This is a genomic window from Streptomyces sp. NBC_00287, from assembly GCF_036173105.1.
Lineage (GTDB): Bacteria > Actinomycetota > Actinomycetes > Streptomycetales > Streptomycetaceae > Streptomyces.
Window position 1 is genome coordinate 8,865,960 of record NZ_CP108053.1, and the last position, 11,851, is coordinate 8,877,810.

The following is an 11,851-nucleotide window of genomic DNA, read 5'->3' on the forward strand; positions in this document are numbered from 1 at the left end:
TTTCGTCACAGCCCGAGCGCGCCTACAACCTCCCCGTCCGCGCACCGGTCTAGCACGCAGAGGTCGCGGGACATCGCGACGCACAGGCGAAAGGGAATGTCCGACATGGGGGACATACGCAGACGAGGAGCCGTCATCCTCGGCATCACCGCACTGACGGCACCGCTCACCCTCGCGCTCGGCACCGCGCCGGCGCAGGCCGCGAGCTGTACCGCGCAGACCGGGCCGTACCAGAAGCAGGTGGAGAAGTTCCTCGGGCTGCCGGTCGACGGCAAGCAGTCCAGCTCCGACTGCAAGGTCATCCAGGCCTTCCAGACCAAGCACGGCATCACCCCGAACGCCGGTTACGCGGGTCCCGTCACCTGGGGCGTGATGGACCTCATGAACAAGCAGAAGGCCGTCGGTAACAAGCCCAACAAGGACGGCAAGTGCCCGGTCAACAAGGGCCGTATTGCCTGTGTGAACCTCACCCTCCAGCTGAGCTGGATCCAGGACGGCGAGAGGCTCGTCTATGGTCCGGTGCCGGTGCGCACCGGTCGTAACGGCTACGAGACCCGCACCGGCCTGAAGAAGATCTACTGGCGCAACATCGACCACGTCTCGTCCATCTACGACGTGCCCATGCCCTACGCCCAGTTCTTCGACGGCGGGCAGGCCTTCCACTCGGTCGGGTTAGCATGTGGAACCCGCCCGGCTCCCACGGGTGCGTCAACATGACCAAGACCACCGCCAAGAAGTACTGGTCGCTGCTGAAGAAGGGCGACGACGTCTTTGTGTACGGCCGTAAGCCGGGCACCTGAGTCGGCCCCAGGTACCCGGCTCGCTCGGGCGCGTCACGCGTCGGGAGCGTCCCCGAAGTCCGGGATCGTAAGCCTTGCCCCGCCCTGCCGCGCGGACTCGTGCGCGATGATGCCCGGCAGGGTGTAGCGGGCCGCGACCCACGCGTTCACGGACGGCAGGGTGCGGGTGTTGACCGCGGTCACGAAGTCGTCCACCAGGAAGTGGTGGCTGCCCTCATGGCCGTTGGGCATGTTGTCGAAGGACCGCGGGAGGCCCGAGCGGTCGTGCACCGGGGCCGAACCCGAGGTGAAGGCGGCCCGCAGTTCCGGTGCGATGTGCTGGAGTGACGGGTCGTCGGGGGACATCGTGGGCTTGGGCTCCAGCAGTTCGCTGATGTCCTTCACCCCGTTCTTGTCCTGCCAGAAGGCGACCGTGGCGAGCTGTTCCATGCTCGCCTCCGTCCCGAAGAAGCGGAAACGCGATTCCCGTATGTGGGAGGGGTATCCGACCCGCCGGAACTCGTTCGTACGGAACGATCCGCCGCCCGCGACCTCGAACAGCGCGGTGGCGTTGGAGATGTCGTTGCCGAACTGGCTGACGCTCTTGTCGAAGACGCCGTCGCCGCGCTCGTCGACCACTCCGATCGCGGAGACGCTGACCGCGTGCGTCTGCCAGGCCCCCAGCACCCCGCCCACCGCGTGCGTCGGGTACAGCAGCGGCGGATAGGACGCGGTGGCCTTCCAGTTCTCGCCGCCGCTGTACTGGTACGCCTCGTAGAACCCCAGATCCATGTCGTGGACGTAGTCGCCCTCGGCGTAGAAGATCCGCCCGAAGGCGCCCTCGGCGATCTGGTTGCGGGCGTGCACGGTTGCCGGGTTGTACTGGCTGGTCTCGCCCATCATGTAGGTGAGTCCGGTTGCCTTGACCGCCTCGGTGATCGCGGCGATCTCGTCCGTGGTGATCGCCATGGGGACGGCGGAGTAGACGTGCTTGCCGGCGTTGAGGCCCTGGAGGACGAGCGGGCCGTGGGTCCAGCGCTGGGTGAAGATCGCGACCGCGTCGATCTCCTTGGACTCCAGCATCGCTTCGTACGAGGGGAACGTGCCCGACAGCCCTTCGACGGCCGCCAGTTGCTCGGCACGCTCCGGCAGCAGGTCGGTGACGTAGACGTCGCTGACGCCGGGGTGGGCCAGGAACAGCTTGGCGAAGCTGCCGGAGAACTGCCCGGCGCCGACGATGCCGAGGGAGAACGTCATGGGGTGAGTGCCTTTCACTGGCCGAGGATGAAGTTGATCTGGTCGTTGGTCTTGGTCAGTCCGCTCACTGGGGCGTCGTTGGCGTAGACGTCCTGCATCGCGGGGCGCATCAGGGCGTACACGTCGGCCGCGTAGTCGGTGATGGGGAAGGAGAAGGTGGTGGAGTCCTGCTGGTCGGTGACCGGTTCGGTGAACGCGGACACATCGATGCCCTTCTTTTCGTACGCGGCCACGGCGGCCTGGGTGCCGTCAGGTGTCGCCGGGAAGACGATGCCGTAGCCGCCGACGGTCTTCTGGCACTCGTTCGAGCCCAGGTACTGGACCCACTTCTTCGCGCCCGCCTTGTTGTCGGCGTTCTTGGTGATGGAGTCGGCGAGGCCGTTCATCATCGTGGCCCGCTTGCCGGTCGGTCCGGTGGGGGTGACGGCGGTGCCGACGTCGAGGCCCTTGGTGCCGAAGTATGTGGAGATCATCCACGCGCCGTCGAAGGAGGTCGCCGCCTTGCCCGAGGCGAGCTGGGCGTTGGCCGGGTTGGCGCCGTCGGTGTAGTCGGTGAAGGGCGCGAGATAGCCCTTCTTCGCCAGGCCGAAGTACCAGTCGATCACCGACTGGAAGGTCTTGCTGCCGTACTGGTACTCGCTGCCCCAGCGGGCCTTGTCGGTGTAGTGCCAGCCGGCCGAGGCGGCGAACGGGCTCCAGGTGGTCTGTCCGTCGCTGTCGCCGGCGCCGCCGGTGGCGAGGCCGTACACCTTGACGTTGTTCTTGTCGAAGCCCGGTTCGTCGCCGCGTTTGCCCTTGTTGTCGACGGTGAGGTGGGCGATGGCCTTCTCGAAGGTGCCGCCGTCCTCGGGGTTCCAGGCCAGGGTGTTGAGCTGCTCGGCGGTGAGGCCGGCCTCCTTGGCCATCTTCTGGTTGTAGAAGAGGGCGACGGTGTCCCAGTCCTTGGGGGCGCCGTAGCGATGGCCGTCCTGGCCGGTCCAGTTGGCGGCCAGGCCCTCCTGGTAGGCGGAGTCGTCGATGCCGAGGTCGTCCAGCGGTTCGAGGACCTTGAGGTCGGCGAACTGGCCGAACTTCTGGATGTGGTCGGTGAAGACGTCGGGTTCGGTGCCCGCGATGAAGCTCGCGGTGAGCTTGGTCCAGTAGTCGGCCCAGCCCATCTGGGTGATCTTCACCTTCAGGCCCGGGTTCTGTTTCTCGAAGCCCTTGGCGCAGGCCTGGTACGCGGGCAGTTGGTTGGCGTCCCACAGCCAGTACGTCACCGTGTTCGCCCCCGATCCGGCCGCGCCGCCCTGCGCGCATCCGGACACCAGGGACAACGCGAGCGCTCCGGTCAGCGCCACGACGGTACGAATTCGCATCCCAGTCCCCTTACTTGATGCCCGTGAAGCTGATGGTGCTGACGATGCGGCGCGCGAAGAACCCGAAGAGCAGCAGCATGGGGAGCGCGGCGATGAGCGTGGCCGCCATCAGGCCGGACCAGTCGTAGCCGGTCTGCGGGGTCTGCGCCCGGAACATCGCCAGCGCCACGGTGAGCACGCGCGAGCTGTCGCTGTAGGACACCATCAGCGGCCAGAAGTAGTCGTTCCAGGCGGTGATGTACGTCAGCACGCCCAGCGTGAGGATCGGCGTGGACGCCATCGGCAGCATGACCCGGAAGAAGATCCGGATCTTCCCGGCCCCGTCGAGCAGGGCCGCCTCCTCGACCTCGCGGGGCACGTTCATGAAGAACTGGCGCAGGAAGAACACCGCGAACGGGGTCATGAACATCGTCGGCAGGGCGACGCCCAACAGGTTGTCGACCAGGCCGAGTTCCTTGATGAGTACGAAGTTCGGCAGCAGTGTGAAGATGGTCGGCACCATCAGCCCGGCGAGGAACAGGGCGAACACCTTGTCCCGGCCGCGCCAGCGCAGCCGTGCGAAGGCGTAGGCGGCCATCGCGGAGAAGAAGATCTGGCAGACGGTGATCAGGGTGGACACGATGACCGAATTGATCAGATAGCGCCAGAACTTCAGCCCGCCGCCGGCGCCGCCCTGGGCGATGGCCTCTTCGGTGGACTGAAGACCCAGGGCCCGTTCGAAGCCGCCGGTCGTCAGGTCGACGGGGAGGAGATCGCCGGGGTGGGCTGCAAGGGCGGTGTTGGAGGAGAGCGCGGTGCGCAGGATCCAGTAGAACGGCAGCAGGGTGATCAGCGTGATCGCGGCCATCGCCGTCCAGGCCACTATCCGGCCGGGGGAGAGCCCGCGGCGCCGGGCGGGCCGTACCTTCGTCACCTTTGTCGGTGTAGCCGTCACGGCAGTCATATCGGTCGCTCCCTTCCGTCAGCCGAGGTCGGTCTGGCCGGCCCTGGTGAGCCGGTACTGGAGGAATGTGATCGCGCTCAGCACGACGAGCAGGGCGACCGACATCGCGGACGCGTAGCCGAACTGGAAACGGCCGAAGGCGGCGCCGTAGATGTAGTACTGGAGCACGTTGGTGGCGTTGGCGGGTCCGCCCGCGGTCGTCACTGCGACCGTGTCGAACACCTGGAAGGAACCGATCACCGTCATGATCAAGACGACCGCGAGGACCGGCCTGAGCAGTGGCATGGTGATCCGCCAGAACATCCGCCACTCGCTCGCGCCGTCCACCTTGGCCGCTTCGTACATGTCGTTCGGGATCGCCTGGAGCCCGGCGAACAACAGCAGCGCGGTGTAGCCGACATGGCGCCACACATTGATCAGAGCGATCGTCGGGATCGCCCAGGTCTCGTCGGCGAGGAAGGGGATCCGGTCGGCGCCGACCGCGGCGATGATCTCGTTGCCGATGCCGAGCTGGGTGTCGAGCATCCACAGCCAGACGATGCCCGCGACGACGTTGGACATCAGATAGGGCGTCAGCACGATGCCGCGCAGCACCGCCGACTGCGTCAGCCGCTGGAGCAGGACGGCGATGGCGAGCGCCGCCACCGTCTGGACGCCGATGTTGATGACGACGTACTCGACGGTGACCCACAACGAGTCCCAGAAGATGGGGTCGTTGACCATCCGGACGTAGTTGTCCAGGCCCACCCACTCGGCGGGCGTGAGCAGGTTGAAGCGGGTGAAGCTCAGATAGATGCCTCGCAGCGTCGGCCAGAGCAGAAAGACCACGAAGCCCAGCAGGGCGGGTGCGAGGAAGACGGCCGCAAGCCGCCCGTCACCCCCCGCTTCCCGGGCTTTCGCCGCCCGGTCGGTTTTCGGCCTGGTCCGTGCCCCCTCGGCGCCGCCCAAAGGCAGGCGCGACGGTGGGCTGCTGGAGGCGATGGTCATCGGGAACTCCCTCGTCCGCGCGGCTCGTCCTCGGTCACTTACTTTTGAGGCGAAAGAATCTGGACGTCAAGAGGCGTGCAGACATCTTTTCCCGGCCAGGTATCCGGCCGTACAGTGACCTTGTTGTTTCCGTAGCGAAAAAATATGTACTGAGAAGACGAGAGGGCCGAACGTCATGACCGCAGCCGTCGCCGACTGGCTTCCGCTGAGCGCTGGGGAGCGCTCGGTGGCGATCGAGGTGCTCGTCGGCGGACCGCTGTCGCGCACCGAGCTCGCCCGGCGCCTGAACCTCTCACCCGGCAGCCTCACCCGGCTGACCAAGCCGCTGATCGAGTCCGGACTGCTGGTCGAGGTCCCCGAGGCGGGCGCCCCCGCCGAGGTCCGCCAGGGCCGCCCCTCCCAGCCCCTCGACGTCGTCGCCGAGTCCCGCTCCTTCGTCGGCTACAAGATCACCGGGGATATGGTCTACGGCGTCGTCACCACCCTCCGGAGCGACATCGTCGCCCGCCTCGACCGCCCGCTCACCACGCACGACCCCGCCGAAGTCGCCGACCTGCTGGCGGAGATGACCGCCGAGCTCGCCCAGGACTTCCCCCGGCTCGCCGGAATCGGCATCGGCGTCGGCGGCCTCGTCCAGGGCCGGACGACGGTCGCCGAGTCCCCGTTCCTGAACTGGCGCGACGTCCCGCTGGCCGCGCTCGTCGAGGAGCGCGCCGGGCTGCCCGTCGTGGTCGAGAACGACGTCGCCGCCCTCACCGAGGCCGAGACCTGGTTCGGCTCGGGGCGCGGTCTCGACCGGTTCGTCGTGCTCACCATCGGCGCGGGGCTCGGCTACTCACTGGTCCTCGGCGGACGGCGGGTGCCCTGCGACGAGGAGGACCGTGGCTTCGGACGGCACTGGATCATCGATCCGCACGGCCCGCTCACCCCGGACGGCGCCCGCGGCAGCGCTGTGTCGATGCTCACCATCCCCAACATCCGCTACCAGGTGCAGGCAGGTACCGGCCGCAACTGGACGTACGAGGAGATCCTCAGGCTCGCCGCCGCAGGCGACCCGCTGCCCGCCCGGGTCGTCGACGAGGCGGCCCGCGCCCTCGGCATCCTGGTCGCGCAGATCGCCAACTTCGCCATGCCGCAGCGGATCCTGCTGGCCGGCGAAGGGGTCGGCCTGATGGACGTCGCCGGGGACAAAGTGACGCAGACCATCTGTGACCACCGCCACCCGCTCGCCGCCCCCGTCGACCTGGAGACCCGGATGTCCGACTTCCACGACTGGGCGCGCGGCGCCGCCGTCCTCGCCATCCAAGTGCTGGTCCTGGGCGCGGCCGAAGCCTGAACGGGGGCGCGGGCCTTGACGTATGGCCATGATCGGACGTGATCAGCAACACGGTCCGGTATGTCCGTATTGGGCATGCTTACTCACGCCGCCTTCACCTCCATGGCCGTATGCTTCACAGCATGTCCACCAGTGTTGAACCCGTTTCCGATCGATCGGCTGACGAGGTCAACGAGGAGATCCGGGCCCTGTGGCGCCGGGCGGGCGGGACACTGAGCGTCGAGGAGCGCGAGGAGTACCAGCGACTCGTCATGGAGTGGGCCGCAGCGGCCCCGCAGCCGGCGAACGCGGCCTGACGCTCCCCGAGGACCGCCGAGCCTCGAAGACCCCAGCGGGCACCCTGACTTGACGGGTGCCCCTCTTACTTCCCCTACGAAAGTGGCGGCGCCGCATCCATCAAGGCGCCGCGCCTCACCCCCAAGTCGCCGAGTAGTACCGCTGATACGCCTTGCGGTCCTGCTCCGCCCGGATGAACCGCGTCGCCACCAGGGCGACCAGCGACCCCGCGATGATCAGCAGCCCCGGCCCGACATTGCGCGGATCGGCCAGCCGCGCCAGCAGCTGAGACCCCTCGACCCCACCGCCGACCGGCGCCGACGACCCCGGCGAGGCCGCCCCCGGCGCGATCGCGCTCTGCGTGCCCGACGCCGACGGCTGAGGCGAGGGCGCCGCACTCTGCTGCCCCGCGCCCGCGCCCTGCGGAGCCGCGGTGATCAGCTGGACGCCCACCTCGGCCATCGCCTTGGTCACCGGCTGGAAGAATGTCGTGCCGCCCGAAGCGCAGTCCCCGCTGCCGCCCGAGGTCAGACCGAGCGCGACGCCCTCGGAGAACATCGGCCCGCCGCTGTCCCCGGGTTCCGCGCACACATTCGTCTCGATCAGCCCGGTCACCGTGCCCTCGGGATAGTTCACCGTTGCGTTCAGCGCGGTCACCGTGCCGTCCCGCAGCCCGCTGGTGCTGCCGCTGCGGAACACCCGCTGCCCGACGGACGGTTCGCCCGCCCCGGTGATCCGCACGCCCTGTCCGTCGCCGATGGCCACCACGTCGGCGCCGTTGCCCGCGTCCCCGCTCGCGTACTGCACCAGCGAGAAGTCGCCGCCGGGGAAGCTCGTCCGGACCGTGCGGCCGACCTGTTCCCGGCCGCGGCTGTCGGTGAACCAGACCGAGCCGTTGGGCCCGCAGTGCCCGGCCGTGAGGATGAAGTCCCGCTGCCCGTCGGTCACATTGAAGCCGGCCGAGCAGCGCCCGGCGGTCGACAGCAGGGGCAGCGCGCCGTTCAGCCGGGTGGTGAAGGTGCCCTCGGTGCGCTCCATACGGACGAAGGTGCCGATACCGCCCGCGACTTGCGTCAGCTCCGACCAGTCGTCCGACGAAACGGTGCTGTCTCCCCGTACCACCACTTGGTTGGACCGGTAGTCCATCGCCCAGGCCGTGCCGGGCACCCGGGGCGCCGAACCGAGTGTCGAGGTCGCCGACTTCAGCTCGTTCATGCTGTGGGACACCATCTTCGGCCGGCCGCCCGCCCGGCGTACCTGGTCGGCGGCCTTCTCGTCGGTCACGGCGACGACGGGCCGTCCGTCGGCGTCGAGCCAGCTGCCCGCCGTACGGGAGGTGCCGAGTTGTGCGACGAGGTCGGAGCCCGTGTCCACGGCCGACCGGACGGTCGCGTCCTGCGCGGCGGGCGGCTCGCTGGCGACGGCGCGTGTCACCATCGCCGAGCCCAGCAGCAGTCCGCCGACGGCCGCCAGCCGTGTCACTCGCCGGACGATCCGTCGTCGTGCGTGCCTCATGCCTGGCTCCCGAACCCGAGCAGCGCGGTGACAACACCGCGGGGCGCTCTCGGAGTTGAGCGCCCGCACTCCATACGTGGCCGGGCGCCGCAGCGTTCACCGCTTGCGGGCGACCCCGCCGTACAGCGCCACCTCCGCCGGTTCGACGCCCTCCGGGCGCCACCGCGAGCACGACACCACACCCGGTTCCAGGAGTTCGAGCCCGTCGAAGAAGCGGGCGACGGCTTCGGGGGAGCGCTGGGTCAGCCGGGGAGTGCCGGTCTCGTTCCAGAACCGCACGGCCCGGTCCACGTCCGGCATCGACGGGCTGCTCACCGTGTGCGACAGCACGAGATGGCTGCCCGGCGGCAGCGCGTCCAGCAACCGCCGCACGATCCCGTACGGATCCTCGTCGTCGCGCAGGAAGATGAGCACCGAGAGCAGCAGCAGGCCGACCGGGCGGCTGAAGTCCAAGGTGGCGGCGGCGCGTTCGAGGATCGCCTCCGGGTTGCGCAGGTCCTCGTCGAGATGGTCGGTACGGCCCTCGGGGGAGCTGGTGAGCAGGGCCCGGGCGTGGACCAGCACCAGCGGGTCGTTGTCGACGTAGACGATCCGGGCGTCCGGGGCGAGACGCTGGGCGACCTCGTGGGTGTTGTCCGCGGTGGGCAGCCCGGTCCCGATGTCGAGGAACTGGCGGATTCCGGCCTCCACGACGAGGTGCCTCACCGCGCGGCCCAGGAAGAGCCGGTCGGCACGGGCGTAGTCGCCGATGGCCGGATGCAGTTCCCGGATCCGGTCACCGGCGACGCGGTCCACCTCGTAGTAGTCCCCGCCGCCCAGCCAGTAGTTCCAGATCCGGGCCGTGTGCGGCTGGAGGGTGTTGATGCGAGTACGCAGCGACGCGGCGCGGTCGTCGGCGGCCGGCGAGTTCACGGGACGGCTCCTGCGATGGCTGGATCGGTATGTGTCAACCGGCAATCTAGACGGCTGAGTTGATGTTTGCCGAGGGGGCTGCACAACCCGGTCCGAGCAGGATCCAACTGGCTTCGTCGCCCCACACGGACGCCGGATCCACATACGGGCGCAGCAGCTGCGTCAGCGCGGGGTCGCCGCGGCCGTTGAGCTCGTCGGAGGCGATCTTGCGGGCGATCCCGGCGAGGAAGTCGGCGAGCTGCACCCGCGGGTCCTCCCGTGAGACCACCAGATGAACCCCGGCGAGACGGATCCCGGACCGGCGGGCCCGCTCCTCGATCCAGGCGATCCGCTCCGGCGTCAGCATGTTCTGCCGGTCGTGCACGATCCGTACGGCCGCCCCGCCCGCGCTCCAGTACGCGGCCGTGGCGACGATGGCGGGCAGCAGGGGGTTGAGCACCGGAATCAGGGTCGGCAGCGCCGCCCGGTAGGAGTCCGCGCGGGACCGGGCCGCCGCGATCCGCCCCAGCGTCTCGGCCACCTCACCAGCGGCGGCCATCGGCCGCAGCGCGCCGACGGTATGGAAGAAGGCGTCGACCGGCGCCTCGGGCTCGCCGTAGTTGCGCACCCGCAGCAGTTGGTTGGCGGCCTGGAGAAACTCCCGCCAGCGCTCGTCGCCGAACAGGTCCCGACCCTGGCGGAACAGGGGCAACGCCCGGGTGGCGTCATCGAGCAGCAGATCCACCGCCCGGTCCACCACGAAGTACGCCTTCTCCGTCAGATGCACCTGGGCGGTGCCATGGATCGGCCCCGAGGGGGCGAGCAGCCACTCCAGAACCGCCCGGTGCTTCTCCCGGAGCAGATGGTTCGCCTTGTACTCCGAGGCGGGGGAGCGGATCCGGTCCCGGATCTCCTGCACATACGCGGCGGCCACGGGCACCGGTAGCCGCACACTGGCATGCGCGAACACGTCCGTGTTGCCGCCGGTGAGGTTCTCCCCGTCCGAGCCCGACTCGTCGCAGCACACCTCGACCAGCCGGCGGCTTGCCGCCGGTAGCCGATCCCCGCCGTTTCCCGTCACGCGCAGCCCCCTGTCGTGTGCCCCAGACCCAGCATCCCCCACGACAGGTCCGAGAAGCTCCTGCATAAACTGCCGTCCATGGACGACACGCCGCTGGAGCGGCTCGCCACCGGCCAGTACCTGCTGATCACCAGCTACCGCAAGAACGGCACGCCGGTCCCCACCCCGGTGTGGGTGGTGCGCGACGGCGACGCCCTCGGCGCGTGGACCGTCGCCGACTCCTGGAAGGTCAAGCGGATCCGGGCCCGCTCCGATGTCCTCGTCGGGCCCTGCGACCTGCGCGGCAGGCCCACCGGCGACCAGATCCCGGCGACCGCGGAGATCACCGACCGGGAGACCGTGGCCCGCTATCGCAAGCTCCTCGCCCGCAAGTACGGCATCGTCGGCCGCCTCACCCTGCTCGGCAGCCGGATCCGCAGGGGCGCGGACGGCACGGTCGGCATCCGCGTGACGCTCACGCCGTAGGACCGCCCCGGCCGCCCCGGCCGCTCAGGGCGCGCCCTGGCCCCCGGCCCCGGCTACCAGGTCACCGCGCTGTGCGCCCCGAGTCCCACCCGGATGGCCTTCCACAACCGTCTGCTGACGGCGAGCGAGGGCTGTCGCGTCATGGTCAACGGCAGCGGCGGACGGCTGGAGCTGGAGGTCGAGGAGAGCCGCTGGCAGCCGCGCCGGATCCGGGTCACCGCCGCCGAGCACGCGGGCGGCGCGCGCCTCACGCTGCGCCCGCTGTGGCAGCCGCCACGGGACATCCCCCTGGTCACCGCGCACGAGGCGCACGGCGGGGGAGACCCACGCATGCTGGACGCCCTCTTCGGCCCGGTCGAGCCCGGGCAGCCGACCTCCCGTGTCCGGGCGGCCACCGAACGGGACGGTGCGCTCGCCCTGACGGTCGGGCTCGCCGCCAACCGCTGCTTCGAGACGGGCCGCCCGGTGGCGGTGGATGAGGTCGTACGGCTGCCCTGACGGGTGGGCGAGGTCGTACGGCTGCCTCGAGCGCCGCTCAGGTCCAGGCGCGGTAGGGCTCGTCGACCAGTTGGAAGACGGGCTCGCCGCGGACCGGGTCCTTGGCCTGCGAGAGCCGGACCCGGTCCCCGCTGTGGATGCCGATCGGCGGGCCCATGACCCGGCCGCGCACCACGAAGCCCTCGGCCATCTCGACGAGCGACACATTGCGCGCGGCCGGGGTGTTGCGGTGCACCACTGTGGAGTGCCGCACCGTCCCGGTGCCCTCGCTGCGCTCCGTGCGCAGGTCGCTGCCCTGGCAGACCGGACACAGCAGCCGGTGGTACATCGCGGTGCCGCACCAGGTGCAGCGCTGGAAGTGCATGGCGTCCGAGTCCGGGGCCGCGCTGGTGGTGTCGAGCACGCCGACCGCGGAGCCGGCGGTCGGACGAGCAACGCTGCCTGAGTGGTGGTACACGCTGGTCA

Annotated in this window: 12 protein-coding genes and 1 pseudogene; 5 read left to right on the plus strand and 8 right to left on the minus strand. The window is 69.6% G+C overall.

The features are described from left to right. Nucleotides 1-105: 105 nt before the first annotated feature. Nucleotides 106-800, plus strand: a pseudogene (locus OHT76_RS40245) (L,D-transpeptidase). Between the two features lie 33 nt (nt 801-833). On the opposite strand, the gene OHT76_RS40250 reads toward OHT76_RS40245, so the two are convergent. From OHT76_RS40250 to OHT76_RS40265, 4 genes are read right to left on the minus strand one after another with little or no spacing between them, the layout of a single operon-like run. Beyond that, a complete protein-coding gene (locus tag OHT76_RS40250; RefSeq protein WP_328875823.1) occupies nt 834-2,036 on the minus strand; it encodes a Gfo/Idh/MocA family protein in 1,203 nt (400 codons plus the stop codon). A gap of 14 nt (nt 2,037-2,050) precedes the next feature. After that, complete coding sequence (locus OHT76_RS40255; RefSeq protein ID WP_328875824.1) at nt 2,051-3,394, minus strand: ABC transporter substrate-binding protein; 1,344 nt, start codon at nt 3,392-3,394, stop codon at nt 2,051-2,053. Between the two features lie 10 nt (nt 3,395-3,404). Beyond that, the gene (locus tag OHT76_RS40260) at nt 3,405-4,337 is read right to left on the minus strand and encodes a carbohydrate ABC transporter permease (RefSeq protein ID WP_328875825.1); all 933 of its coding nucleotides are present in this window, start codon (nt 4,335-4,337) and stop codon (nt 3,405-3,407) included. Nucleotides 4,338-4,355: 18 nt separating this feature from the next. Continuing rightward, nucleotides 4,356-5,324: a carbohydrate ABC transporter permease gene (locus OHT76_RS40265; protein ID WP_328875826.1), complete on the minus strand. Its 969-nt coding sequence runs from the start codon at nt 5,322-5,324 to the stop codon at nt 4,356-4,358. 175 nt (nt 5,325-5,499) lie between these two features. Here OHT76_RS40265 and OHT76_RS40270 point away from each other — a divergent pair, with 175 nt between their 5' ends. Both OHT76_RS40270 and OHT76_RS40275 read left to right on the plus strand, forming a co-directional pair. Beyond that, nucleotides 5,500-6,660, plus strand: coding sequence for an ROK family transcriptional regulator (locus OHT76_RS40270; RefSeq protein ID WP_328875827.1), 1,161 nt, complete (start codon nt 5,500-5,502; stop codon nt 6,658-6,660). A gap of 110 nt (nt 6,661-6,770) precedes the next feature. After that, nucleotides 6,771-6,956, plus strand: coding sequence for a hypothetical protein (locus OHT76_RS40275; protein ID WP_328875828.1), 186 nt, complete (start codon nt 6,771-6,773; stop codon nt 6,954-6,956). Nucleotides 6,957-7,071: 115 nt separating this feature from the next. On the opposite strand, the gene OHT76_RS40280 is transcribed toward OHT76_RS40275, so the two are convergent. From OHT76_RS40280 to OHT76_RS40290, 3 genes are all read right to left on the minus strand, one after another. Beyond that, a complete protein-coding gene (locus OHT76_RS40280) occupies nt 7,072-8,451 on the minus strand; it encodes a S1 family peptidase (RefSeq protein ID WP_328875829.1) in 1,380 nt (459 codons plus the stop codon). Between the two features lie 96 nt (nt 8,452-8,547). Then, nucleotides 8,548-9,363 carry an SAM-dependent methyltransferase gene (locus OHT76_RS40285; RefSeq protein ID WP_328875830.1) on the minus strand — a complete coding sequence of 272 codons (816 nt, stop codon included), beginning with the start codon at nt 9,361-9,363 and terminating at the stop codon, nt 8,548-8,550. 46 nt (nt 9,364-9,409) lie between these two features. Further along, nucleotides 9,410-10,423 carry a hypothetical protein gene (locus OHT76_RS40290; protein WP_328875831.1) on the minus strand — a complete coding sequence of 338 codons (1,014 nt, stop codon included), beginning with the start codon at nt 10,421-10,423 and terminating at the stop codon, nt 9,410-9,412. A gap of 78 nt (nt 10,424-10,501) precedes the next feature. On the opposite strand from OHT76_RS40290, the gene OHT76_RS40295 reads away from it, so the two are divergent. Next, complete coding sequence (locus OHT76_RS40295) at nt 10,502-10,888, plus strand: PPOX class F420-dependent oxidoreductase (protein ID WP_328875832.1); 387 nt, start codon at nt 10,502-10,504, stop codon at nt 10,886-10,888. 93 nt (nt 10,889-10,981) lie between these two features. Beyond that, nucleotides 10,982-11,386 (plus strand): hypothetical protein, encoded by a 405-nt coding sequence (locus OHT76_RS40300; RefSeq protein ID WP_328875833.1) that lies wholly within the window; start codon nt 10,982-10,984, stop codon nt 11,384-11,386. Nucleotides 11,387-11,423: 37 nt separating this feature from the next. Here OHT76_RS40300 and OHT76_RS40305 read toward each other — a convergent pair whose 3' ends face one another. Continuing rightward, on the minus strand, nt 11,424-11,843 hold the full coding sequence (locus OHT76_RS40305; RefSeq protein ID WP_328875834.1) for a Zn-ribbon domain-containing OB-fold protein: 420 nt from the start codon (nt 11,841-11,843) through the stop codon (nt 11,424-11,426). Nucleotides 11,844-11,851: the final 8 nt, after the last annotated feature.